The organism is Acidovorax sp. GW823-FHT02H02, from assembly GCF_058797075.1.
This window is the reverse complement of the sequence record NZ_JBXAJH010000001.1, coordinates 252,199-276,915: the sequence shown is the minus strand read 5'-3', so window position 1 is coordinate 276,915 and position 24,717 is coordinate 252,199. Positions and strand designations below refer to the sequence as shown.

General features: G+C 67.0%; 20 protein-coding genes. 4 read left to right on the top strand and 16 right to left on the bottom strand.

Features of this window, described 5'->3' with window-relative positions; translation table 11 throughout:
- Nucleotides 1–67: 67 nt before the first annotated feature.
- From AC1RDS_RS01285 to AC1RDS_RS01275, 3 genes are all read right to left on the bottom strand, one after another.
- Nucleotides 68–1,543 carry an NAD-dependent succinate-semialdehyde dehydrogenase gene (locus tag AC1RDS_RS01285; protein ID WP_287876893.1) on the bottom strand — a complete coding sequence of 492 codons (1,476 nt, stop codon included), beginning with the start codon at nucleotides 1,541–1,543 and terminating at the stop codon, nucleotides 68–70.
- 116 nt (nucleotides 1,544–1,659) lie between these two features.
- The gene (locus AC1RDS_RS01280) at nucleotides 1,660–3,189 is read right to left on the bottom strand and encodes a UxaA family hydrolase (protein WP_287876895.1); all 1,530 of its coding nucleotides are present in this window, start codon (nucleotides 3,187–3,189) and stop codon (nucleotides 1,660–1,662) included.
- A 77-nt stretch (nucleotides 3,190–3,266) separates the two neighbouring features.
- Nucleotides 3,267–4,256 carry a Bug family tripartite tricarboxylate transporter substrate binding protein gene (locus AC1RDS_RS01275; protein ID WP_287876896.1) on the bottom strand — a complete coding sequence of 330 codons (990 nt, stop codon included), beginning with the start codon at nucleotides 4,254–4,256 and terminating at the stop codon, nucleotides 3,267–3,269.
- 147 nt (nucleotides 4,257–4,403) lie between these two features.
- Here AC1RDS_RS01275 and AC1RDS_RS01270 point away from each other — a divergent pair, with 147 nt between their 5' ends.
- On the top strand, nucleotides 4,404–5,354 hold the full coding sequence (locus AC1RDS_RS01270; protein ID WP_287876897.1) for a LysR substrate-binding domain-containing protein: 951 nt from the start codon (nucleotides 4,404–4,406) through the stop codon (nucleotides 5,352–5,354).
- A gap of 164 nt (nucleotides 5,355–5,518) precedes the next feature.
- On the opposite strand, the gene AC1RDS_RS01265 is transcribed toward AC1RDS_RS01270, so the two are convergent.
- Nucleotides 5,519–6,616, bottom strand: a complete 1,098-nt coding sequence (locus AC1RDS_RS01265; RefSeq protein WP_287876899.1) for a tartrate dehydrogenase — start codon at nucleotides 6,614–6,616, stop codon at nucleotides 5,519–5,521.
- 70 nt (nucleotides 6,617–6,686) lie between these two features.
- On the opposite strand from AC1RDS_RS01265, the gene AC1RDS_RS01260 reads away from it, so the two are divergent.
- Nucleotides 6,687–7,676, top strand: a complete 990-nt coding sequence (locus AC1RDS_RS01260; protein ID WP_492226622.1) for a LysR substrate-binding domain-containing protein — start codon at nucleotides 6,687–6,689, stop codon at nucleotides 7,674–7,676.
- 80 nt (nucleotides 7,677–7,756) lie between these two features.
- Here the strand turns inward: AC1RDS_RS01260 and AC1RDS_RS01255 are convergent, their stop codons facing one another.
- On the bottom strand, nucleotides 7,757–8,203 hold the full coding sequence (locus AC1RDS_RS01255; RefSeq protein WP_287876903.1) for a GatB/YqeY domain-containing protein: 447 nt from the start codon (nucleotides 8,201–8,203) through the stop codon (nucleotides 7,757–7,759).
- A gap of 214 nt (nucleotides 8,204–8,417) precedes the next feature.
- The gene (gene rpsU / locus AC1RDS_RS01250; protein ID WP_007833691.1) at nucleotides 8,418–8,630 is read right to left on the bottom strand and encodes a 30S ribosomal protein S21; all 213 of its coding nucleotides are present in this window, start codon (nucleotides 8,628–8,630) and stop codon (nucleotides 8,418–8,420) included.
- Between the two features lie 312 nt (nucleotides 8,631–8,942).
- On the opposite strand from rpsU, the gene AC1RDS_RS01245 reads away from it, so the two are divergent.
- Complete coding sequence (locus tag AC1RDS_RS01245) at nucleotides 8,943–12,206, top strand: EAL domain-containing protein (protein WP_092698806.1); 3,264 nt, start codon at nucleotides 8,943–8,945, stop codon at nucleotides 12,204–12,206.
- A gap of 77 nt (nucleotides 12,207–12,283) precedes the next feature.
- Here AC1RDS_RS01245 and AC1RDS_RS01240 read toward each other — a convergent pair whose 3' ends face one another.
- A complete protein-coding gene (locus AC1RDS_RS01240) occupies nucleotides 12,284–13,525 on the bottom strand; it encodes a BaiN/RdsA family NAD(P)/FAD-dependent oxidoreductase (RefSeq protein WP_348682738.1) in 1,242 nt (413 codons plus the stop codon).
- Nucleotides 13,526–13,589: 64 nt separating this feature from the next.
- On the opposite strand from AC1RDS_RS01240, the gene AC1RDS_RS01235 reads away from it, so the two are divergent.
- Nucleotides 13,590–14,078, top strand: coding sequence for an acyl-CoA thioesterase (locus AC1RDS_RS01235; protein WP_092698808.1), 489 nt, complete (start codon nucleotides 13,590–13,592; stop codon nucleotides 14,076–14,078).
- A 12-nt stretch (nucleotides 14,079–14,090) separates the two neighbouring features.
- Here AC1RDS_RS01235 and AC1RDS_RS01230 read toward each other — a convergent pair whose 3' ends face one another.
- The 9 genes from AC1RDS_RS01230 to nirD all read right to left on the bottom strand — a co-directional run bounded on the left by AC1RDS_RS01230 (nucleotide 14,091) and on the right by nirD (nucleotide 24,664).
- A complete protein-coding gene (locus AC1RDS_RS01230; RefSeq protein ID WP_492226621.1) occupies nucleotides 14,091–14,225 on the bottom strand; it encodes a hypothetical protein in 135 nt (44 codons plus the stop codon).
- 19 nt (nucleotides 14,226–14,244) lie between these two features.
- Nucleotides 14,245–14,919, bottom strand: coding sequence for a potassium channel family protein (locus tag AC1RDS_RS01225; RefSeq protein WP_092698810.1), 675 nt, complete (start codon nucleotides 14,917–14,919; stop codon nucleotides 14,245–14,247).
- Nucleotides 14,909–16,246 (bottom strand): TrkH family potassium uptake protein, encoded by a 1,338-nt coding sequence (locus AC1RDS_RS01220; protein ID WP_492226620.1) that lies wholly within the window; start codon nucleotides 16,244–16,246, stop codon nucleotides 14,909–14,911. The genes AC1RDS_RS01225 and AC1RDS_RS01220 overlap by 11 nt, the downstream gene beginning before the upstream one ends.
- Nucleotides 16,247–16,361: 115 nt before the next feature.
- Entirely contained in the window at nucleotides 16,362–17,195 is an 834-nt protein-coding gene (gene cobA, locus AC1RDS_RS01215) for a uroporphyrinogen-III C-methyltransferase (RefSeq protein ID WP_492226619.1), read from the bottom strand.
- Complete coding sequence (ybiB, locus tag AC1RDS_RS01210; RefSeq protein ID WP_287876911.1) at nucleotides 17,192–18,112, bottom strand: DNA-binding protein YbiB; 921 nt, start codon at nucleotides 18,110–18,112, stop codon at nucleotides 17,192–17,194. Before ybiB ends, cobA begins: the two co-directional genes overlap by 4 nt.
- A 169-nt stretch (nucleotides 18,113–18,281) precedes the next feature.
- Nucleotides 18,282–21,146 (bottom strand): nitrate reductase, encoded by a 2,865-nt coding sequence (locus AC1RDS_RS01205; RefSeq protein ID WP_348682742.1) that lies wholly within the window; start codon nucleotides 21,144–21,146, stop codon nucleotides 18,282–18,284.
- Nucleotides 21,147–21,545: 399 nt separating this feature from the next.
- Nucleotides 21,546–23,282, bottom strand: a complete 1,737-nt coding sequence (locus AC1RDS_RS01200; RefSeq protein WP_348682743.1) for a bifunctional protein-serine/threonine kinase/phosphatase — start codon at nucleotides 23,280–23,282, stop codon at nucleotides 21,546–21,548.
- Nucleotides 23,283–23,361: 79 nt separating this feature from the next.
- Entirely contained in the window at nucleotides 23,362–24,174 is an 813-nt protein-coding gene (locus AC1RDS_RS01195; protein WP_092698820.1) for a formate/nitrite transporter family protein, read from the bottom strand.
- Nucleotides 24,175–24,280: 106 nt separating this feature from the next.
- Nucleotides 24,281–24,664, bottom strand: coding sequence for a nitrite reductase small subunit NirD (gene nirD, locus AC1RDS_RS01190; protein WP_092698822.1), 384 nt, complete (start codon nucleotides 24,662–24,664; stop codon nucleotides 24,281–24,283).
- Nucleotides 24,665–24,717 lie beyond the last annotated feature (53 nt).

Here is a 24,717-nt window from a genome sequence, read left to right as displayed (position 1 = left end):
GGTGACCTGTTGCGTGGCCCGTCGTGGCGGACCTCTGTCGCGTCTTGTGCTGCGGGGCGTGGCTACCTCAATCCAGCTGCCCCTGGCAGACATACTTGGTGTGCAGGTAGTCGTCGAGCCCGTGCGTCGATCCCTCGCGCCCGTAGCCCGATTCCTTCACTCCGCCAAAGGGAGCGGCCTCGGCCGCCAGTGCCCCTTCGTTGATGCCGACGATGCCCGTCTCCAGCGCATCGGCCACGCGCCAGATGCGGCGCACGTTCTGGCTGTAGAAGTACCCCGCCAGCCCGAACGGGGTGTCGTTGGCCTGTGCAATCACCTCGGCCTCGTCGTCAAACACCGTCAGCGGCGCCACGGGGCCAAAGGTTTCCTCGCAGGCGCAGGCCATGCGGGCATCCGCCCCGCCGAGCACGGTGGGCGCGTAGTAGTTGGGGCCGAGGTGGGTCAGGCGCTGGCCGCCCGTGAGCACCTTGGCGCCCTTGGCCACGGCATCCTGCACATGGCGCTCGATCTTCTCCACCGCCCGGTCATTGATCATGGGGCCGATCTGCGAGGCCGGGTCGCTGGCCGGGCCCACCTTGAGCGCTGCCACCTTGCCCGCCAGCTTGGCGGCAAAGGCATCGAACACGCTGCGGTGCACAAACACCCGGTTGGGGCACACGCAGGTCTGGCCGCCGTTTCTGAACTTGGCGGCCATCAGGCCGTCCACCGCCGCATCCAGGTCGGCATCGTCAAACACGATGAAGGGTGCATTGCCCCCCAGCTCCAGCGAGAGCTTCTTGAGCGTGTCTGCACTGCGACGTGCCAGGTGCTTGCCCACCGGGGTGGAGCCGGTGAAGGTGATCTTGCGCACGCGGCCATCGTCCAGCCACACATCCACCACGGCCGGTGTGTTCTGGCGCGAGGCGGTGACGATGTTCAGCACCCCGGCAGGCACCCCGGCTTCATGGGCCAGCTGCACCAAAGCCAGGGAGGTCAGTGGCGTGTCTTCGGCCGGCTTGCAGACCACGGTGCAGCCTGCGGCCAGGGCCGGGGCGATCTTGCGGGCGATCATGGCGGCCGGGAAGTTCCAGGGCGTGATGGCGGCCACCACACCGACGGGCTCCTTCAGGGCCAACATGCGGCGGCCGGAGACCGGGGCGGGAATGACTTCGCCATTCATGCGCGTGGCCTCTTCGCCAAACCATTCGATGTAGCTGGCCGCATAGGTCACCTCGCCCTTGCCTTCGGCCAGGGGCTTGCCCTGCTCCATGGAGATCAGGGCGCCCAGATCGTCCTGGTGGGCCAGCACGAGGTCGTTCCAGCGCTTGATGATGGCTGCGCGTTGCTTGGCGGGGACTTTGCGCCAGGTGGCAAAAGCGGCGTGGGCTGCGTCCAGGGCGGCGCGCGCCTCCACCGCACCCGAGTCGGGCACGGAGGTGATGACGGCGCCGGTGGCGGGGTTGGTCACATCCAGGCGGGCGGAGGTGCCTTCGCTCCACTGGCCGGCGATGAAGTTGGCGCTGCGGATGAGGTCGGCTCGGGTGAGGGTCAGGGATGCGGACATGGGTTTGAATGGAATGTGGCTCTGGCGTTCATCGGATAAGCGCTAGCAGCTATTTTTTAGGAGCGTTTGGTTTCCCTTGTTCTTTCGCTGTGCCAGTGCAGGCGACTCAGGGGGGATCAACTGACTATCCCCATGTGCCATGGCACAAATTCGTGGTCACCCAGACCCAGCAGCTCGCTCTTGGTTTCCTCGCCGCTGGCATGGCGCAGGATCTGCGCAAAGATGCGCTGGCCCAGTTCGGGAACGGTGCACTCGCCGTCGATCACCACACCGCAGTTGATGTCCATGTCTTCCTCCAGCCGGGTGAACATGGGCGTGTTGCTGGCCAGCTTGATGGTGGGCGCGGGCTTGCTGCCGAACATGGAGCCACGGCCGGTGGTAAAGCAGATGAGCTGCGCGCCGCTGGCGATCTGGCCGGTGGAGGCCACGGGGTCGTAACCCGGCGAGTCCATGAACACAAAGCCGCTTTCGGTAATGGGTTCGGCGTATTCGTACACCGCGCGCAGCGGGGTGGTGCCGCCCTTCATGGCGCTGCCCAGCGATTTTTCAAAGATATTGGCCAGCCCGCCCGCCTGGTTGCCATGGCCCACCACGCCGTTGAACTGCGCGTTCTGGCCGGCGGTGTAGCGCTCCCACCAGGCCAGGCGGTCCAGCAGCTTCTGGCCCACCTCGGGGGTGATGGCGCGGCGCGTGAGCATGAACTCCACGCCGTGGATCTCGGGTGTTTCGCTCAGGATGGCGGTGCCGCCGTGGCGCACCAGAATGTCCATGGCCGCGCCCAGGCCGGGGTTGGCGGTGATGCCCGAGAAGCCATCCGAGCCGCCGCACTCCAGGCCAATCTTCAGGTGGCTGGCGCTCACGGTGGTGCGCCGTGCCTCGTTGGCGATCGGCAGCATTGCCTCGATGGCGCGGATGCCCGCCTCGATGGTCACGCGGGTGCCGCCCACGTCCTGCATCACCAGTGTGCGCATGAGCTTGCCTTCTTTGAGCCCCTGCGAATCGACCAGCGAATCCACCTGGTTGCGTTCACACCCCAGGCCCACGATGAGCACGCCTGCCAGGTTGGGGTGGCGTGCGTAGCCTGCCAGCGTGCGGCGCAGCACATCAAAGTGCTCGCTGGGCGAGGACATGCCGCAGCCGCTGGTCTGCGCAAAGGCGGCCACGCCATCCACGTGGGGGTAGGCGGCCAGCCGCTCGGGCGTGAAGTGCGCGGCAATGCGCTTGATGACGGTGGCCGAGCAGTTCACCGACGACAGGATGCCGATGAAATTGCGCGTGCCCACGCCGCCCCCGGGCCGCACAAAGCCCTGGAAGGTGGCGCGCTCGGCCTCGGGCACGTATTGCACCGGCTGCACATCGGCGCCAAAGGCCGGGTCGCGGTAGTAGTCCACCAGCTGCAGGTTGTGGCTGTGCACGTAGTCACCGGGCTCCAGGTCGCGCGTGGCCACGCCGATCACCGTGTCGTACTTCTTGACCTGCTCGCCCGCTGCAATGCGGCGCGCGGCAATCTTGTGCCCGGCTGGCACCTGGGCGCGCGTGCGCAGGCCCAGTTCCGGAATGTCCTGGCCCAGTGCCAGCGCGGTCTTGGCGACCAGCACGTTGTCGTTGGGGTGCAGGTGCAGCAGGGTGCTATCGGTGCGGGGCATGGAGGCTTTCATCAATGGGGGCCTGAACGTGGCAGCGCCCGGCACAGGGCGCTTGTGCTTCGTGCGTCACCCTGCGCTCAGCTCTTCATCAGCTCGCGCAGCTTCAGTTTGTCGATCAGCACGGTCTCCTTCTGGTAGACGGTGTTCACGTACTTTTCGTAGTCGGGGCCGTCCAGGTACAGCAGCGGTGCGTCCAGCTTGTCGATCACGGCCTTGAACTCGGGGCTGGCCACGGCTTGCTTGAAGGCGTCGCGCAGCTTGGCCACGATGGCAGGGTCCACACCCTTGGGGGCGCCAATGCCGTTGGGGGCGTCCACCACCACGTCGTAACCCAGCTCGCGCAGGGTGGGCACGTCCTTGAAGCGGACCGTGCGCAAATCGCCCCAGGTGGCCAGCAGGCGCAGCTTGCCGGCTTCGACATGCGGCGCCCACGAGCTGGAATCGGCCAGCGCATCCACATGGCCGCCCAGCACGCCCTGCAGCGCTTCGGCGCCGCCCTTGTAGGGCACGTGGTTGAGCTGGATGCCCGCCACGCTGGCGAACTCTTCCATGCCCACATGCGTGGCGCCGCCCACGCCCGCATGGGCGTAGCTCACCTTGCCGGGGTTGGCCTTGGCGTAGGTCACAAAGTCCTTGAGTGTCTTGAACGGCGAGCTGGCAGGCACCGCAATGCCAAAGGTCTGGCCCGAAGTGCGCGCGATGTAGGTGAAGTCCTTGCGCGGGTCGGCCTGCAGCGTGCCCAGCTGCGAGAAGCGCGTGACCGAGATGGGGATCTGCCCGATGGTGTAGCCATCGGCCTTGGCCGATGCCAGTGCCTTGGAGCCGATCATGCCGGAGGCTCCCGCCTTGTTCTCCACCGCAATGCTCTGGCCCAGGATGCGCCCGGCCACGGTGCACAGCGCGCGCATGGACTGGTCGGCCGTGCCGCCCGCGGGCCAGGGGCAGATGAAGGTGATGGGGCGCTCGGGCCATGCCTGTGCGAACAGGCGGCTGGACGTGGTGGCAAGGGTGGCGGCACCGAGGGCACCGAGGACGAACTGGCGCCGTCCATTGCGTGGAGTCTGCATGTTGGTCTCCTGTGGTTTCTTGAATCGAGAGCTGCGATTGTTCAAAACCGTTGCATAACAATCCAATGAAAATATGGACTGTCTTCATTGCATTTTGGTTATGTATCGTGCACAGCAACAGAAAACACGAACTCACAAGGACTCACCATGGCACAAATTGACCGTGTTCTGCGCAGCAACCTCAAGCTGAGGCACTTGCAGATGCTGGTGGCGCTGGACCAGTTTCGGCACCTGGGGCGTGCGGCGGAGTTCCTGTCGGTCACGCAGCCCGCCGTTTCCAAGACCCTGGCGGAAATCGAGAGCATGTTCGGCCTGCCGCTGTTCGAGCGCTCCACGCGCGGCACCGAGCCTACGCCAGCCGGCGCCAGCGTGGTGCGTTTTGCGCGCTCGGTGTTGGCAGGCTATGAGCGCACGCGCGATGAGATCGCAGCCGAGGCCAGTGGTGCGGTGGGCCGCACCAGCGTGGGCGCGATGGTGGTGGCCACGCCTGTGCTGCTGGCGCAGGCGGTGGAGCGGCTCAAGGCCCGCTCCAGCCACACCACCGTGCTCATCGAAGAGGGCGACCTCACGCGCCTGCTGCCCAAGCTGCGCCTGGGCGAGCTGGACCTGTTCGTGGGCCGGCTGGAGCCCGGCTACGCTTCACCCGACCTGGAGACCGAGGCGCTCTACCAAGACCCCATGGTGGCGGTGGTGCACCCCGGCCACCCGCTGGCCGGCAGGCGCAAGGTGCAGTGGGCGGACATTGCCAGCCAGCCCTGTGTGCTGCCCCCGCCATGGGCGTCTCTGCGGGTGAAGCTGGAGCAGCAGTTCTTTGCCCACAGCCTGCATCCGCCGGCTGACATCGTCGAGTCTGCCTCGTTCCTGTCGCAGATCTCCTTCCTGCGGCAGCGCGGTGCGGTGGCTTTCATGGCACGCACGGTGGCGCAGCATTTCGCGGGGCAGGGGATGGTGGCGGTGCTGAAGCTGCCGGTGGCGGTGGAGTTGCCGCCGGTGGGGCTCATCACGCTGCGCGGGCAGCGGATGACGCCGGTGACGGCCTTGCTGGTCGGCTGCCTGAAGGAGGTGGCCGGGCCTGGAGACTCTCTGCAGGGAACTTGACTACCGTGCAGGCGCCGCCAGTGCGCATCCTGCTTGTCCATGCCTGCCCTCTCTTGTCGGACCAGTGCCGTCTGCACGCTGGGGGCGTCGTGAGGCCACTTTGGCGTGTGGTCGCCCTGCGGGCGACTCCAAGTCCGGTTGCAACGGGCGCGCAGTGAACGGGCTCAGCCCTTGGCAACATGCGCCGCAATGGCCTCACCCACCTGCGTGGTGTTGGCCGTGCCCCCCAGGTCCGGTGTGCGCGGCCCGCTCTTGATGGTTTCCTCGATGGCCGCCACGATGGCATCGTGGGCCGCGCGGCCCGCGCCCTGGCCTTGCGTGAGGAAGTCCAGCATCAGCGCGCCGGACCAGATCATTGCAATCGGGTTGGCAATGTTCTGGCCGTAGATATCGGGTGCAGAGCCGTGCACGGGCTCGAACAGGCTGGGAAATTTGCGCTCGGGGTTGAGGTTGGCCGAGGGCGCCAGGCCGATGGTGCCCGTGGTGGCGGGGCCCAGGTCGGAGAGGATGTCGCCAAACAGGTTGGTGGCCGCCACCACATCGAAGCGGCCCGGCTGCAGCACGAAGCGCGCGGTCAGGATGTCGATGTGCTGCTTGTCCAGCGTGACCGCGGGATAGGCCTGGGCCACATCCTCGGCGCGCTGGTCCCACCAGGGCATGCTGATGGCGATGCCGTTGCTCTTGGTGGCCAGGGTCACATGCTTCTTGGGGCGGCTCTGGGCGAGGTCGAAAGCGAACTTGAGCAGGCGGTGGGCGCCGTGGCGGGAGTAGACCGATTCCTGGATCACGATCTCGCGGTCGGTGCCTTCGTACATCACGCCGCCCAGCGAGGTGTACTCGCCCTCGGTGTTTTCTCGCACCACGTAGTAGTCGATGTCGCCGGGTTGGCGGCCGGCCAGCGGGCAGGGCACGCCTTCGAACAGGCGCACGGGGCGCAGGTTGATGTACTGGTCGAATTCGCGGCGGAACTTGAGCAGTGAACCCCACAGCGAGACATGGTCGGGCACGGTGGCGGGCCAGCCCACGGCGCCGAAGAAGATGGCGTCCATGCCCGAGAGCTGGGCTTTCCAGTCGTCGGGCATCATTTTGCCGTGTTGGGCGTAGTAGTCGCAGCTGGCCCAGTCGATGGTGGTGGTTTCGAGCGGGATGCCGAAACGCTGCGCGGCGGCCTGCACCACCCGAAGGCCTTCGGGCATGACTTCCTTGCCAATGCCGTCGCCGGCGATCAGTGCGATGCGGTAGGTTTTCTCATGCTGGGTCATTGCTCGTTTCCTTGGTGGGGGGAGGTGCGCGACGATGGGTCGCCCGGTAGCGCAATTGTTCCAAACGCCCATGAAAACTACAATCCGCCAATCGTTGTCTTATTCTTCACATATCGTGCATAAAAATCCCGCTGCCGAAGACCTGCGCGTGTTCACGGCGGTGGTGCGCAAATCCAGCTTTGGCGCTGCCGCTACCGAGCTGGGCACCTCCCCGGCTTACGTCAGCAAGCGCATCCGCCTGCTGGAGCAGGACCTTCAGGTGAGGCTCTTGCACCGCACCACCCGCCGCGTGGCGGTGACGGAGGAGGGCGAGCGCGTCTTCCACTGGGCACAGCGCATCCTGGACGACATGGAACAGCTACTGCAGGAGGTGGCCGTCACCCGTAGCGAGCCGCGTGGGTTGTTGCGGGTGAGCAGCAGCTTCGGGTTTGGGCGGCAGATCGTGGCGCCGGCGCTGTCGCGGCTGGTGGAGCAGCACCCTGGGCTGCAGGTGCGACTGGAGGTGTTCGACCGGCTGGTGGACGTGGCGGGCGAAGGGTTTGACCTGGATGTGCGCGTGGGCGATGAGATTGCCCCGCACCTCATCGCCCGCCGCCTGGCGGACAACCACCGGGTGCTCTGCGCGGCGCCCGCCTACCTGCAGCGCAAGGGCACGCCGCGCACGGTGGCCGACCTGGCCGCGCACGACTGCCTGGTCATCAAGGAGCGCGACCATCCATTCGGCGTGTGGCGCCTGCGCGGCGGGGCGCAGGAGGAGTCGGTGAAGGTGCGCGGCCCGCTGTCGGCCAACAACGGCGAGATGGCGGTGCAATGGGCGGTGGACGGGCGCGGCGTGGTGCTGCGCTCGCTGTGGGATGTGGGCGCGCACCTGCAGGCCGGGCGCCTGGTGCAGGTACTGCCACAGTGGCGGCAGGAGGCCAATGTGTGGGCCGTGTACCCCACGCGGCTGGAGCGCTCGGCCAAGGTGCGGGTGTGCGTGGAGTTTCTGCAGGCGCATTTCCGCTCCGGGTGGGCGGTGCGGGGCGCAGAGACCGGAGCGGGCGCAAACGCCCCGGTTTGAAGCAAAAATAGCTGCTACCGACCGTCTGGCAGGCGGTAGCAGCTATCAAAAAGATACTGACTGGGTTGTGATGGGGGCGATCAGCCCGCCAGCGCCGCCTTCACGGCAGCCGACACCTGGCCCATGTCGGCCTTGCCCGCCAGGCGGGTCTTGACCACGCCCATGACCTTGCCCATGTCGCCGGGACCCGAGGCACCCAGTTCGGCCACGATGGCCTTCACGGCGGCCAGTGTTTCCTCGGCCGACATGCGCTCGGGCAGGTAGGCCTGCAGCACGGCCATTTCGGATTTTTCCTTGTCGGCCAGGTCCTGGCGGCCCGCACCTTCAAAGGCGGTGATGCTGTCCTTGCGTTGCTTGATGAGTTTGTCCACGATGGCGACGATGGCCGCATCGTCCAGCACCACGCGCTCGTCCACTTCCTTTTGCTTCATGGCGGCCTGCAGCAGGCGGATGGTGCCCAGGCGCTCGCTGTCCTTGGCGCGCATGGCGGTTTTCATGTCTTCGGTGATCTGGTCCTTGAGGCTCATGGCGGCTTCCTTGGTTGGTTTTTAGACAAGAACAGGGGTTTGCCAAAAGGCTTTCTGGCTAGGCGTCAACGCCGCAGGCAGTAGTGTGGCTACGACAAGGCGTTGCAACGACGCCAGAAAGCCTTTTGGCAAACCCCAAAAACAAAAACCCGCGCTTGGCGTCCCTAGCGCGGGTTTGGCGGCTGTCCGATGAGGGACGGTGCCGAAGCGGTACTTAGTACAGCTTCTTGGGCAGTTGCATGCTGCGCACGCGCTTGTAGTGGCGCTTCACGGCAGCAGCCTTCTTGCGCTTACGCTCGGCGGTGGGCTTTTCGTAGAACTCACGGGCGCGCAGGTCGGTCAGCAGGCCGAGCTTTTCAATGGTGCGCTTGAAGCGGCGCAGGGCAACGTCAAAGGGTTCGTTTTCTTTTACGCGGATCGTAGTCATTAGCTAATGTTTTCCAAATGGTGCCTGCAGAGGGGCTTGGGGAGATCGGGCCTCAAGTCCGTACAAAGCGGTTTCCCCGTCTGTAACTAGTATTTGGCCGACGGGGCATTGCCAGCAAAGCCGGAGATTATAGCCTTTATGCGCGCCCGTGGTGCAAGGGTTGCCCGTCTGTTCGCTGTCACCGCGCCAGGACGATGGTCTCCCGAGGGCGGGCTGCGCTGCAATGGCGCGGAAATTGCTTCATGTTGTAACACTCCTATTCATCGGTGGGGAGCCCTGGCCATCCGGCCGGGCGGCACCGCCGCAGACACCATGGCATTCATGCACCAAGTATCGGGTTGGCTGGGCCGGCTCAGTGTGGGCCGCAAGCTCATGCTCATCTATCTGCTGGACCTGACGGCGGTGATCTACGTCTCCAGCATCCTGATCCACGAGAAATACCTGGCCATTGACTTCACGCGCAAGGAGGTGGTGGGCACGACCTACGCGGAGGTGGTGCGCGACGGCCTGATGGGGCAGTTCCTGGAAGCATCGCAGCAGCCTCCGCTGGTGGCCGATGTGCTGACCCGCCTGGAGGTCGTGCGTGCGGCCCACGACGAGCCATTGAGCACGGCCGATGTGGCCCAGCGGTTTGGCGTGGCGCTGCAGCAGCTGGCTGGCCAGGCCCAGGGGGGCTCGCCCGCCGCTGATTCGCAGTCGCTCATCCACCTGCGCAGCCAGCTGCTGCGCGAGGGGCGCGAGCTGCTGACCACGGTGGGCAACCAGTCCAACCTCATCCTGGACCCTGACCTGGACAGCTACTACGTGATGTCGCTCGTGGTGCTGCGTTTTCCCGAGCTGCTGCAGGCGGTGCACGACACGGTGAGTTTCCTGAATGCCATGCCGTCGCGGCGTGGGCCGCAGTGGTCGTCGGAGCTGCTCACGCTGGCGGGGCGGCTGGACGCGGTAGCGCTGGGCATCGAGTCGGACTACAACCAGGCCTTCATTGCCGGCTCGCCCGAGATGCGCGCTGCGCTGGCCGGCCAGCGTGAGGCGCTCAAGAGCGCGCTGGCGGGGTTCCAGTCGCTGCTGCAAGGGGTGGCGGCGGGCGAGTCGGGCCTGGCGGTGGCACGGGTGGGCGTGCAGGAGGCCCTGGTGCTGGGCGCGCTGCGCGATGCCTGGTCGGTGGGCATCGGGGACCTGGAGCGTTTGCTGAACCTGCGCGCCGACAGCCTGTTCGCCCGCATGTGGCTGCACCTGGGCACGGCGGTGGTGCTGCTGGGCTGCATCCTGAGCCTGGTCACGCTGGTGGCCCGGCAGATCGCCAAGCCGCTGCAGCAGCTGGCCCGCGTGGCCGACGAGGTGCGCAGGAGCGGCGACCACCGGCTGCGCGCGCATTGGGTCAGCCGTGACGAAATCGGCCGCCTGGTCACGGCCTTCAACGAAATGCTGTCGCAGCTCGACCGCGACCGCCTGCTGCAGCAGGAGCTGGCCGCCCGCGCCCGCGCGGCCGAGGCGCAGCGCGAGCTGGTGGAGGCTTTCCCCATCCCCATGGTCGTCACGTCGATTCCCGATCATGAGGTGCTGCACTACAACGTGCCCGCCGTCCACTGGCTGGGCGGCCGCAAGACCGACCCCTGGGCCGTGGGGCTGGAGCCGGGCGTGCGCGCGCGTTTCTTTCAGCGCCTGGCGGACCAGGACTCGGTCGATGAATTCGATGTGCGCTGGAAGGGAAGCCACGAGCCCTCGTGGGCCATGCTGTCGGCGCGGCGCCTGCAGTTCCAGGGGCGCGATTCGGTGCTCACGACCTTCACGCCCATCAACGTGCGCAAGGCGATGGAGCGGCGCCTGGGGCTGTGGGCCAATGTGTTCGAGGCCTTGTCCGAGGGCCTCATCATCATGAATGTCGAGCAGCAGATCATCCGTGTGAACCAGGCGTTCTGCCGCAGCACGCACTACGACTTCTACGAGGTCGTCGGCGAGGACCTGGGCTTTTTGCTGGAAGAGACGGAGGCCGAGTTGCTGTCAGCGCAGATCCAGCGCGCCATGCTCGACAAGGAGTACTGGCAGGGCGAGGTGCGGTTTCGCCGCCGCTCGGGCGAAACCTACCCGGCCTGGCTCATGGTGTCGGCCTTGCGCGAGGGCAAGAGCAAGGGCGGCGCAGTGGCCAACCACATCGGCATTGCCATCGACATCACCGACCGTAAGCGCAGCGAGGAGCGCATCCAGTTCCTGGCCCACCACGACGTGCTCACCGAGCTGCCCAACCGCTCGCTGTGCGAGCAGCGCCTGCAGATGGCGCTGGAAGAGGCATCCATCACGGGCGAAAAGGTGGCGGTGTTGTTCATCGACCTGGACCGCTTCAAGGCCATCAACGACACGCTGGGCCACCACATTGGCGACGGCCTGCTGCGCTCGGTGGCCGCGCGCCTCACCCAGGCCGTGCGCAGCCGCGACACCGTGAGCCGCCTGGGGGGCGACGAGTTTGTGGTGGTGATGCGCGACGTGGCCGGGTGCGAGGATGTGCAGCAGCTGGTGGAGCGGCGGCTGATCCCGCTCATCCGCCAGAGCCATCCGGTGGACGGGCACGAGCTGAATGTGTCGTGCAGCGTGGGCATTGCCGTGCACCCCGACGACGGCAGCGACATCGACGAGCTGATGCGCCGCGCCGACGCCGCCATGTACGAGGCCAAGACCACCGGCCGCGATAGGGCGCTGTTCTATTCGATGGAGACCAACCAGCGCGCCGTGGCACGCCAGACCATGGAGCTGCAGCTGCGCCGTGCGCTGGAGCGCAACGAACTGAGCCTGCACTACCAGCCCCGCCTGAGCGCCCAGGGCGCCCAGCTGCTGGGCGTGGAGGCCCTGCTGCGCTGGACCAGCCCGGTGCTGGGGTCCATACCGCCCGGCGAATTCATCCCCATCGCCGAAGAGACCGGCATGATCCGTGCCATTGGCAGCTGGGTGCTGCAGCAGGCCTGCGAGCAGTGGGTTCGCTGGCAACAGCTGGCGCTGGATACGGGTCCGGGCGACGCCGTGGTGCCGCACCCGCTGGCCCGGGCGTCGATCTCGGTCAACCTGTCGGCCGCGCAGATGGCAGCCCCGTCGCTGGTGACCGACATCGAGGCGCTGCTGGCCCGCACCGGCATGCCTGCCCATCGCCTGGAGCTGGAGATCACAGAATCGCAGTTGATGGAAAACGCCCATGCCGCCGAGCAGCAGCTGGCGGCCCTCAAGGCGCTGGGCGTGCAACTGTCCATCGACGACTTCGGCACCGGGTATTCCAGCCTGGCCTACCTCAAGCGCTTTGACATCGACCGGCTCAAGGTGGACAAGTCCTTTGTGCGCGACATGCTGGCTAACCCCGCCGACATGGCTATCACGAGCGCCATCATCGCCCTGGGCCACACGCTGGGCCTCAAGATAGTGGCCGAGGGCGTGGAAGACCTGGCCACGGCCAAGGTGCTGAGCGCGCTGGACTGCGAGGAGTTGCAGGGCTACCACTTCAGCCGCCCGCTGCCAGCGCCAGCGCTGGAGGTCTGGGCGCTACAGCACGCACCGCAGGCGATGCAGGGGCGGGAGGTGGCGGCTGCGTAGCGGTCAAACGGGCGTTGCACAGGCTTGGCCGGTCACGGGCTGCCGCTTCTGGTGGCTGCACGGGGGGGCGCAGGGCCTCACGGGGGTGTCGCTCCCAGCGCCTGCGCACACGCATGGGCGCTGGCCCAGGCCCACTGGAAGTTGTAGCCGCCCAGCCAGCCCGTCACATCGACCACCTCGCCAATGAAATACAGGCCCGGCTGCGTCTTGCATTCCATGGTCTGCTGCGACAGCGCGCGCGTGTCCACGCCGCCCAGCGTGACCTCGGCTTTCTTGTAGCCCTCGGTGCCGGTGGGGGTGAGCTCCCAGCGCGCCAGCTGCTCGGCCAGCCGGGCCAGGGCCTTGTCCGAGGCTTCGTTGATGGGGCGCTGCCAGTCCGCCTCGCGGCTGGCCCAGGCATCGGCCAGGCGGCTCGGGACCAGGGTGGCCAGTTCGTTGGCAATCAGTTTCTTCGAACGCGCTTTGCCCTGCGCCAGCGCTGCGGGCAAGTCCACCGTGGGCGCGAGGTCGATGGCCAGGGGCTGGCCCTCTTGCCAGTAGCTGGAGATCTGCAGCACTGCCGGGCCCGAGAGCCCGCGGTGGGTGAACAGCAGGTCTTCGTCAAAGGCCATGCGATTTTTCTTGGCACCGGTGCTGATCTGTACGGGCAAGGCCAATCCCGACAGCTGCGCATAGGGCGCCCAGCCCGCGCCGTCAAACGTCAGCGGCACCAGGCCCGGGCGGCGCTCGATGAGCGGGATGCTGAACTGCTGCGCCAGCCGGTAGCCGAAGTCGGTGGCGCCGATCTTGGGGATCGACAGGCCGCCGGTGGCGACCACCAGCGAACGCGCTTGCACGGGGCCTCTATCGGTATTGATTTGATAGCTGCCAGCGCTGGATGGATCTGCGCCAGAGGCCGAAAATATGATGTTTCTGACGGCACAAGGCTGCCAGTGCGTCACCCCACCGGCGGCGCATTCGGCCAGCAGCATGGCAATGATGTCTTCGGCCGAACGGTCGGCAAACAGCTGGCCCTTGTGCTTTTCATGGAAGGGGATGCCGTGCTTCTGCACCAGGGTGATGAAGTCTGACGGGGTGTAGCGCGACAGCGCCGAACGGCAGAACTGCGGGTTCTGTCCCACGAAGTGCTTGTGCGGCGCGGCAGGGTCGAGGTCGCGGTTGGTGAAGTTGCAGCGCCCGCCGCCCGAGATGCGGATCTTTTCGGCCGCCTTGTCGGCGTGGTCGATGAGCAGCACCTGGAGGCCACGCTGGCCCGCCTGGCCGGCACAAAAAAGGCCGGCAGCACCGGCACCCACGATCACCACATCAAACATCTGCATGGCCTGCAGTGTAGGTGCTGCGCAGACCTCCGATTTTGGCCGGCGGTAGGCGACAATGGGCGGCATGAACATCCCCTCCCACCAGCTCAGCATGACCGTGCTGATGTCCCCCGATATGGCCAATTTTTCGGGCAACGTGCATGGCGGGGCCATCCTGAAGCTGCTCGACCAGGTGGCGTATTCCTGCGCCAGCCGCTTTTCGGCCTGCTACGTGGTCACGCTGAGCGTGGACCAGGTGATGTTTCTGCAGCCCATCCATGTGGGCGAGTTGGTGACGTTTCTGGCCAGCGTCAACTACACGGGCAGTTCGTCGATGGAAGTGGGCATCAAGGTGGTGGCCGAAGACATCCGCGCGAAGGTGGTGCGGCATGTGAACAGCTGCTTTTTCACCATGGTGGCGGTGGACGAGGCGCGCAAGCCCGTGGCGGTGCCGCCCCTCATACCCTCGACCACCGATGAGCGGCGCCGCTGGGAGGCGGCGCTGCTGCGCAAGTCGCTGCGCAAGGAGCTGGCCGAGCGCTTCCGGCAGGTGCGGGAGACGACAGAGGGCTGATCGGCTCCGCCCTCACCGGCTCTCAAGCCGCGTTGCAGCCGCGCGCCCCAGCGACACGGCCTGCCGCGAGAGCCCTGCCATCTCGCTGGTGATGGCCGACAGCACATTGGTCACCGGTTGCGCGAAGGCGTCGATGGCGGCACCCACGCCGGCCGGCCCGCGCCGCTCAGTACAGCGACGCGAAGCGTTCCACCATGCGCGTGGGGCCCGCCACGATCAGGTGGTCGCCGGGCTTGATCTCGGTCTCGGCCTTGGCATAGATGAAGTCGACGTGGCGCCGCTTGATGCCCACCACGGTGATCCCATGGCGCTTGCGCACGTTGGACTGCGACAGGGGCTTGTTGTGCGTTTCCATGGGCGCTCGGGTCTTGGCGATGGCGAAGCCGTCGTCGAACTCGATGAAGTCGATCATCTTGCCGGTAACCAGGTGGGCCACGCGCTCGCCCATGTCGGCCTCGGGGTACACCACGTGGTGCGCACCCACCCGCTCTGCGATGCGGCCGTGCTGCGGGTCGATGGCCTTGGCCCAGATGTCCTTGAGGCCCAGCTGGCTCAGGTTGAGGATGGTGAGTACGCTGGCTTCCAGGTCGCCACCAATGCTCACCACCGCGTGTGCGAAGTCAGGCACGGCCAGCTGGCGCAGGGTTTCCAGGTCGGTGGCGTCGCCCTGCACCACATGGGGCAGCACCAACGACAGCGACTGCACCGTATCGGCATCGTGCTCGATGGCCAGCACATCGTGGCCCAGCTCCACCAGAGATTTGGCCACGCCCGTTCCAAAGCGGCCCAGGCCGATGACGACCACGCTGCCGGACAGGTGTTTGACGGATTTATCCAACAATCGGTTTCTCCTCGGGGTATCGGTAGTTGCGGCGGATCTGGTTCGTGGCCAGGGCCACGGCCAGCGTGACCACGCCCACGCGGCCAACGAACATCAGCGCAATGATGATGGACTGGGCGCCGGGCGGCAGCTCGGCCGTGATGCCGGTGGACAGGCCCACGGTGCCAAAGGCGGAGACCACCTCGAACAGCACTTTTTCCAGGGGCAGCGTCGTCAGCGGCAGGATCAGCAACAGGGCCAGCGAGACGACGGCCGCGCTGAGCACCATGATGGTGATGGCCTGGCGCTGCACCGAGTCGGCGATGCGACGGCCGCGGAACTCCACGTCGCGGTGGCCGCGGATCTCGTTCCACACCACCAGCACCAGCACGAAGAAGGTGGTCACCTTTACGCCGCCGGCGGTGCCCGCGCTGCCGCCGCCAATGAACATCAGCACATAGTGCAGCGCCAGCGATTCGGTGGTGAGCGCGCCGATGTCGATGGCATTGAAGCCCGCCGTGCGTGCCGAGATGGAGGTGAACAGCGCCGCCAGCGTCTTGTGCGACCAGCCCATGGGCCCCAGCGTGCCGGGGTTGTCGAACTCCGTCAGCAGGACGACCCCGGTGCCCAGCGCCACCAGCGCCAGCGAGCCCCACACGGTGATGGCCGTGTGCATGGACCAGATGGGCCGCTTGCGCCCGCGCTCGGCCAGCAGCTCGTGCAGCACCGGAAACCCGAGGCCGCCGATCACGATGGCCAGCATCAGTGGCACCAGCACCAGGGCATCGCCCGAGTACGCCATCACGCTGTCGCCCCAGGTGGAAAAGCCCGCGTTGTTGAACGCCGAGATGGAATGGAACAGCCCGTGCCATGCCGCATCGCCCCAGGGCATGCCATAGCCCAGTGCAAACCGCAGCCACAGCGCGAGGGCCATGGCCAGTTCCACGGCCACCGTCACCTTGAGCACGAGCTTGGCCACGCTTTTCACGTCGCCCAGCGCCAGCGAGTGGGTTTCGGCCTGCAGCAGCAGCCGCGTGCGGATGCGCATCTGCCCGCTGATCAGCAGGCCCATCAGCGTGGCCGAGGTCATCATGCCGAAGCCGCCGATCTGGAACAGGCCCATGATGACGGCCTGGCCCGTGCCGCTCCAGTAGGTGCCCGTGTCCACCACCACCAGCCCGGTCACGCAGACCGCCGATGTCGCGGTGAACAGCGCGGTGAGAAAGGGCGCGCTTTCACCCGCCTGCGCGCGCGCGAAAGGCAGCATCAGCAACAGGGTGCCCAGCGCAATCACGCTGAGAAAGGACAGGGCCAGCACCACAGCCGGGTGCGCAAGGCGGGAAGTCAAAGGCAGAACTTTCTGCGCGGTGATCGGCAACCCGTGCACCACGCGGCCGCGATGCTAGCACTGCGCGCGACCTTGCGGCCCCGTGGCACCGGTTTTCCTGGGGAGGATAAAAGCCTCAGCCTGACACCCGGCGCTTCGCGGCGGCCGGGGCGGGGGCCGTGTCCGCGGCGCTTGCCGCTGCCGCCACGCCGTGCACCACATCGCCGACCACAATGACGGAAGGGCTGGCCAGCCCCTCGCGTGTGATGGTGGCCTGCAGCGTGCCCAGCGTGGCCACGGCATGCCGCTGGTGCGGCAGGCTAGCGTGCTGGATGATGGCCACGGGCGTGCTGGCGGGCAGGCCGGTGAGCAGCTCGTGCTCGATATGCGCGGCGCCGCTCACGCCCATGTAGATCACCAGCGTGAGCTTGGCATCGCGCGCCGTCGCAGCCAGCTGGCGCCAGTCGGTGCCCGCGTCGCCCGGCTTGGCGTGGCCGGTGACGAACACCACGCCGTGCGCATGTGCGCGGTGGGTGAGCGGTGCGCCCAGTGAGGTCAGGCCTGCCAGGCCCGCAGTGATGCCGTTGATGACGGTGACCTGCACGCCCGCTGCACGCAGGTGCTCCACCTCTTCGCCGCCCCGGCCAAAGATGAAGGGGTCGCCGCCCTTGAGGCGCACCACGTTCTCGCCTTCGTTCACGGCCATCAGCATCAGCTTTTCGATGAAGGCCTGCGGCGTGCTCTTGCAGCCGCCGCGCTTGCCCACATAGACGATGCGGGCCGTGGGCGATGCGTGCGCCACGATGGCGTCGCTCACCAGGTCGTCCACCAGCAGCACGGTGGCCGCCTGGATGGCCTTGAGGGCCTTGAGGGTGAGCAGCTCGGGGTCGCCCGGGCCCGCGCCCACCAGCGTGCAGGTTCCCTGGAAGGTGGCTGGCGGCGGGCTGGCGGGGGGTGGGGTGGTTTTCATGGTGTCGGCAGTGTGGTTTGCGCAGCCAGATGCAAGATGTGTTCCACCTGCTGCGCCAGCGCCGCCGGCACGGGCAGGCGGCCGTCCAGTACGTCTCGGGTGTAGCGCGCCGTGGTGTCGATGTCAATCGCGGTGGGCAGGCCGGGCACCTCGGCTGCGGTGCCGGGTTGCTGTTCTTGCAGCAGCTGGTGCACACCGGCCACAAAGGCGTCGTAGCGGGGCGTGCGGCGCGGGTCTGCCGCCACTTCGCCTTCGAGGCCGCGCGAGAGCAGGGCGGTCATGTGCAGCGCGCCAAAGGTGGCCTGCAGCATCTCGTAATACTCGGGATGGGTGTAGCTGGTCACCACCACGGCGGCGCCTGCGCAGGGGTTCATCAGCTTCACGGCGCTGTGCCCCGCGTTGCGCAGCCCCACCACCTCGCGCACCTTCAGCAGGCGCGCCAGGCCGGCGTGCAGGTGCTGGGTCTCGATGTGGGCCACGCGGCCATTGGCGATTTTTTCAGGAGCCGTAAGCGCAGGAACACCCAGCGCCAGCAGCACATCCGATGCCAGGGTGCGGCGCGCCTCGGTGCGCATGCCATGCAACAGCACGGGCAGGCCCTCGCGTGCCAGCAGCAGCGCCAGCAGGGGTGTGAGCACGGGCAGCTTGCGCGCACCGTTGTAGCTGGGCAGCACGATCAGGGGGCGGTCGCTGGCGGGCAGCAATGCCATGCGGCTGTGCGTGGCGTCGAGAAAGCCGCACATTTCCTCGGGCGTTTCGCCCTTGATGCGCATGGCCAGGCAGAAGGCGCCGATCTCCAGGTCGGAGGCCGTGCCATCGAGCACCTGGCCGAAAAGATCGGCCGCCTGCTCGCGCGTCAGGGGCTTGGAACCGCGCGGGCCGCGGCCGATTTCCTTGATGTACTGGCTGATACCCATGGTTTTTGGTGGCGGGACTTGTGACACAGGGCTCTGGCGTCGTTATTTCGGCTGGCCGTACGCTTGTACTGTCTGCGCCGAAAGGCCTGGCCGGAGCCCTGTTGCACAAGTCCTGGTGTGGTCGTGGTGGGGTGGACGGCTATTTTCCTGCAATCCAGCGAACTTCTGGTTATATGGTGGCCTGTGCGGGAGCGGGATTGGCGGCCAGCGGCCCCGTGCTGCGCACCATGCGCTTGAGCTCGGGCAGGCACGAGCCGCAGCGGGTGCCGCAGCGCAGCTGGCCCTGCAACTGGGCCAGGCGGTCGTTGTCGGTGCCGTGGCAATGCGCCAGCGCGCCGGTGATGGCGGCATCGGTCACGTTGAAGCAGGTGCACACCGGCTTGCCGCGCGACTGCACTGCTGCCGGGGCCTTGGCGCCGGGCACCAGCAGCAGGCGGCCATAGGTTTGCGCGGGCAGTTCCTCTTGCAGCAGGGTCTTGAGCCAGCCCTCGGCGCTGGTGTCGCCGGCCAGCACCATGCCTTCGAGCGTGGTGGCTTCACCCTGGCGCGCCAGGCGCGCGGCGCGGCGCTGGCCGCGCTTCTTGTCGGCGTAGCGCAGCGTGTCGGCGCCCGCCAGGCCCAGCAGGGCTTCGATCTGCGTGACCAGTGCTTCGGGCGGTGCCTCGTGCGCGGCTGCGCGCAGTAGCACGCCGGTGCGCTCGCGGCCCGGATCATCCAGCGGGGTGGCGTTGCCGAAGGGCACGCAACTGGCAAATGGAAACTGCGCCATCAGCGCGGACAAGGCTTCGCGCGTTGCTTGTGCTTTGTCAACCGGCAGCCAGGCCATGGCCAGCAGCATCCAGGGCAGCTCGGCCTTGAGCACCTTGACGGCGGCATGTTTCAGCTCGGGCTGTTTGGACGTGGGGCAGAACACCGAGGTGGTGAGCGCGTTCACGCCCGCCAGCCGCTCGCCGGTGGAGGAGCTGCCGCTCAGGAATTCGCTGCCCCAGTGCATGGCCATGAAGGCCTGCGACAGGCCCAGCGTGGCATCGGCCTGCACGGGCACCACGATGGAGCCGCGTTTGCTGGTGACATGCACCAGGTCGCCGTTGTGCAGGCCGCGCCGCTCCATGTCCTGCGGGTGCAGCTGCACGCTGGGCTCGGCCACATGGCCGAACAGGCGTCCCAGAGTGCCCGTGCGGGTCATGCCGTGCCACTGGTCGCGCAGGCGGCCGGTGGTCAGGCTGAAGGGGTAGCGTGACTCGCGGGGCTCGGCGGTGGGCTGCCACGCATGGGCTGCAAAACGCGCGCGACCATCCGTGGTGGGGAAGATGCCGTCTTCGTACAGGCGGGCCTTGCCCGTGGCGGCGTCCGCAGCGAACGGCCACTGCTGCGGGCCTTGGGATTCAAGCGTTTCCCACGACAAGCCGGTGATGTCGAGGTCGCGCCCGCGCGTGCTTGCACGGTGCTCGTTCCACACGGCCTCGGCACCTGCGTCGGCGTGGTCGGTCGCATAGGGGAAGAGGGTGGGCTGGCCGGGGCGCAGGCGTGCCTCCAGCTGGTGCGCAAACTGCACCGCAATGGCCCAGTCGTGGCGCGCCTGGCCAGGTGCGGGCACGGCAGAGCGCACGCGCGAGATGCGGCGCTCGCTGTTGGTCACGGTGCCGGTCTTCTCGCCCCAGGTGGTGGCGGGCAGCAGCAGGTCGGCGTACGCGCAGGTTTCGGCCGTGGCAAAGGCTTCCTGCACCACCACGAACTCGGCGCGCTGCAGGGCTCGGCGCACGGTGGCCTGGTCGGGCATGCTTTGCGCGGGGTTGGTGCAGGCAATCCACAGCGCCTTGATCTCGCCGTCGGCGGCGGCCTGGAACATTTCCACGGCTGTCTTGCCGGGTTGGCTGGGCACATCGGCCACGCCCCACAGCGCGGCCACCTCGGCGCGGTGTGCCGGGTTGGCCAGATCGCGGTGCGCGCTGAGCAAGTTGGCCAGGCCGCCCACCTCGCGCCCGCCCATGGCGTTGGGCTGGCCCGTCAGGCTGAACGGGCCCGCGCCGGGCTTGCCGATCTGGCCCGTGGCCAGGTGCAGGTTGATGAGTGCGGCGTTCTTGGCCGTGCCGCTGCTGCTCTGGTTCAGGCCCTGGCAGTACAGGCTGAGCGTGGCCTTGCGACGTTGCGGATCGCCTGTGGCTCCCGTGGCAAACCATTGGGCGGCGGTGGTCAGATCGGCCACCGAGATGCCGCACACCTGGGCCACGCGCTCGGGCGTGGCGTCGCGCACCAGGGCCTTGAGCGCGTCAAAGCCCGTGGTGTGCGCGGCGATGTAGCTGGCATCGACCCAGCCCTCCCACAGCATCAGGTGCAGCATGCCGTTGAACAGCATCACGTCGCTGCCGGGCTGAATGGGCAGGAACAGGTCGGCCATGCCGGCCGTATCGGTGCGGCGCGGGTCGGCCACGATGACCTTCATGCCGGGGTTGGCGGCGCGCGCGTCCTCGATGCGGCGAAACAGCACGGGGTGTGCCCAGGCCGCGTTGCTGCCCACGATGAACAGGCACTGTGCGTGGTGCACGTCGTCGTAGCAGGCGGGCGGGGCGTCGGCGCCCAGGGTCTGCTTGTAGCCCGCCACGGCGCTGCTCATGCACAGGCGCGAGTTGGTGTCGATGTTGTTGGTGGCGATCAGGCCCTTGGCCAGTTTGTTGAAGACGTAGTAGTCCTCGGTGAGCAGCTGGCCGCTGACGTAGAAGCCCACGGCGTCGGGGCCGTGCTGCGTGACGGTGCTGGCGAACCGGTCTGCCGCCATGGCCAGTGCGGCATCCCATGGCAGCGGCTGCGGTTTGTCGCCGCGTTGCGCGCGGTGCTGCGGTTGCAGCAGGCGGGTCTGCAGGGTGATGGTGCTGGTGGCGGTGAGGTGCAGGGTGGAGCCCTTGGTGCACAGGCGGCCGAAGTTGGCGGGGTGGTTCGGGTCGCCACGCACGCCGGTGATCTGGCTACCGGTGCTTTCGATGATCACACCGCAGCCTACGCCGCAGTACGGGCAGGTGGATGGGGTTTCTTGCATGGAACGCACGACAAGGGGTTCTGTCCCGCACTCCAGAGGCAAGTCCGCTGGGCTCCCCGCCGTTTGTCTGAAATTTTTCATCGCAGTCCCCAAGGAAAATCGCAAAAAAAAAGCGCCCACACCCCGTGGCTTCGAGGTTTCGAAACCGCAGGTGCAGACGCCTTCGTCCGTGTGCCCCCTGGCTGCGCCATTGCACCCCGGGTTCACTGGCCCCTGCCGGGGCCTTCGCACAGGTAACGCAATACATGTGCCAGCCCCCACGCCACCGGGCACCGGCCTGGCGCCGATCCGGGTGGGTCACGGGCAGATGGCTGGCACCAGCCTGGTGCATCGGGGCGCTCCAGGACGGGGGGGTGCGTGAGCGGGCGCGAAGCCGTGCCTTGCCGGGGGGCGGCCGTGTCAGCGCAGGTGTTGAAGCACCGCCAGCAAAACCACCACGACGGCCCCCAGCACGAGCGCCATGGCGCGCCAGAACACCATCGGGTTGCGCTCATACAGTGGCGGGCGGGCGCGGCCGAGGTAGGCTGCACTCGGCTGCCGCAGATCGTGCGCGAACTCGGACAAGGCTTCCTGCCTTTGGTGCGGGTTGGGGTGGACGGCGCGCCGCAGCACGGCGTCCATCCATGCCGGAATGGCGCGGTGTTCATCGAGCGCGCTGGCGTAGTGCAGCTGCATGAGTGCCGCCCGGGTGCGGATCCCCGCCACCTGCGTGCCATAGGGCTGCCGCCCGGTGAGCATCTGGTAGGTGATCACGCCGAGCGAGAACAGGTCCGATTGCGGCGTGCCGGGCTCGCCCAGAAAGTACTCGGGGGCCGTGTATTGCAAGGTGCCCGGAACGGTATCGCCGGCACCGGGCGCCGCGCTCTCGGCCAGGCCAGCGACGTGGACCGCGCCAAAGTCGATGATCTTCACGGTGCCCGAGGTGTCGATCATGATGTTCTCGGGCCGCAGGTCCTGGTGCAGCATCTCCATGCGGTGAAAGGCCTGCAGGCCGCGTGCGATCTGGTCCACGATGTCGCGCACCACCGAGAGTTCGGGCCTGGGGTGGTCAATCATCCACTGGGCCAGGGTTTGCCCCTGCACGTATTCCATCGCCACATAAAGGTACCCGCGCTTGCGTTCCGAGGGGGCGGGCCGCAGCACATGGGGGCTGTGAATGCGCCGCGCAATCCATTCTTCCATCAGAAAGCGGTCCAGGCTGGCGGCGTTGTCCTGCAGGTCGATGGAGGGTGTCTTGAGCACCGTCTTCTGCCCGCTGTCGGTGTCGATGGCCAGGTAGATGTGGCTGCGGTGGCTGCCGTGCAGCTCGCGCACGATCTGGTAGCCGTCCAGCAGGGTGCGGGGCTCCAGGATGGGCGGCAACCGCAGCGCGGCCCGCTGGCGCTGCAGTTCGCTGGCGTCCTGGTGGGGCAGCGCATCGATGCGCACGATCTGCAGGGTCAGGTTGTCGTCGCTGCCGCAGCGCAGGGCTTCTTCCACGATGGTGCGGGCGGCCTGGTCCAGATCGTCTGCGTGGGTTTCAATGGCCTGCGTGATGAAGCTGGCGCTGACATGTTCATGCACCCCATCGGTGGTCAGCACGAAGGTGTCTGCGGGCTCTACCGGCAGGGCCTGGTAGTCCACCTCCAGCTGCGGCTGAATCCCGAGCGCACGGCCCAGGTAGATCTGCCCGTCCGGGAGGCGTACCCGGTGGTCTTCGGTCAACTGCTCCAGTGCCTTGCCCTGCACGCGGTAGATGCGCGTGTCGCCCACATGAAACAGGTGTGCGGTGGTGGATTTGATGATCAGCGCGCTGAGGGTGCAGACGTAGCCCCGGTCTTTGTCGAAGCGGTAGGGGCTGCGCTGGGTTTGTGCGTGCAGCCACGAGTTGGTGGCCGCCAGCACGCACTGTGCCGAGCGCTTGACGCTCCAGGCGTCGCAGGTGCAGTAGTAGTCCTGGAGCAACCCGTGCACCGCCGCGGCGCTGGCGATCTGGCTGACATCGCTGCTGCTGATGCCATCGGCCAGGGCCACCACCACCCCCTTGGCGGCCAACACCTGCCCCTGGGGCACGCAGGCGCCGTGGAAATCCTGGTTGACCTCCTTGCAGCCCTTGTCCGAGTGCTGGCCAAGGCTCACTTTCAGGGTGTCGCTCATTGGTGCGCCATTCGTTCAGGGTGCCGGATTCGGGACAGCAGGAGCATTGCCGCGTTGGCACCCGGCGGATGCGGGGGGCTCAGACGAGCTTGCGCTTGGGGCCGGTCTTGATGTGGGTGGCGTACAGCGTGAGCCCGGTAAAGGCCAGGCCACCGACCAGATTGCCCAGCACCACGGGGATCTCGTTCCAGATGAAGTAGTCGAGGATCGAGAAGTTGCCGCCCATCATCAGGCCCGAGGGGAACAGGAACATGTTCACCACCGAGTGCTCGAAGGTCATGGCGAAGAACAGCATGATGGGCATCCACATCGCAATCACCTTGCCGCTGACGGTGGTGGAGATCATGGCGCCCACCACCCCGGTGGACACCATCCAGTTGCACAGCATGGCGCGAATGAAGATGGTGAGCCAGCCCATCAGGCCGTATTGGGCATAACCCAGGGTGCGCGCCTCGCCGATATGGCCGATCTTTGTGCCGATTTCATTCGGCGCCACCGAAAAACCATAGGTGAAGATGAAGGACATCATGAAGGCGACGGTCAGCGCGCCCAGGAAGTTGCCGGTGAACACCAGGCCCCAGTTCTTCAGAATGGCCTGGATCGTGACCCCCGGGCGCTTGTCCAGCCAGGCCAGCGGCGTCAGCACGAACACGCCGGTCAACAGGTCAAAGCCCAGCAGGTAAAGCATGCAAAAACCCACCGGGAACAGGATGGCGCCCACCAGTGCCGAGCCCGACATGACGGTGGCCGTGACGGCGAACACCGCCGCCAGTGCCAGGATGGCGCCCGCCATGTAGGCGCGGATCAGGGCGTCGCGGGTGGACATGTAGATCTTGGATTCGCCGGCGTCCACCATTTTGGTGACGAATTCGGAGGGGACGAGATAGGCCATGGGTTTCTTTCTGCGGTCTGTCTGGGAGCGGTGCCAGGGTTGCCAAGGGTGCGGTGGATGCCGGCCTGCACGCTAAGCGTGGCAAGCCAGCCGGGCTGGCGTGGGATCACGCCGCCGGGGTGCGCCGTTGCGGCCCTGCGATGGGGCGCGTTTCGCTCACGGCGTGGTGGGCCAGTTCGTGGGTGTTGAGCAGCACGGTGCCGTCCTCCACCCGCACCTGAAATGGGGGCGTGCAGCCCTCGTCGGGGGCGGCGGCCTGGCCGTCGCACAGGCCAATGGTCCAGTTGTGCATGGGGCAGGCCACGCTGGTGCCGAAAACAATGCCCTGGCTCAGGGGCCCGCCCTTGTGCGGGCAGCGGTCGAGCAAGGCAAAGATCTCGTTGGACGCGCTGCGGAACACCGCCACGTCCAGGCCTTTTTCGCGGGCCACGCGGCGCGAGCCCAGCACGGGGATATCGTCCACGCGGCAGATGGATGTCCATTCGGTCATTGCTATTCCTTTTGTGGCTTCTTGCGCCTGTCGGTAAAACGCTGAGGGCACTT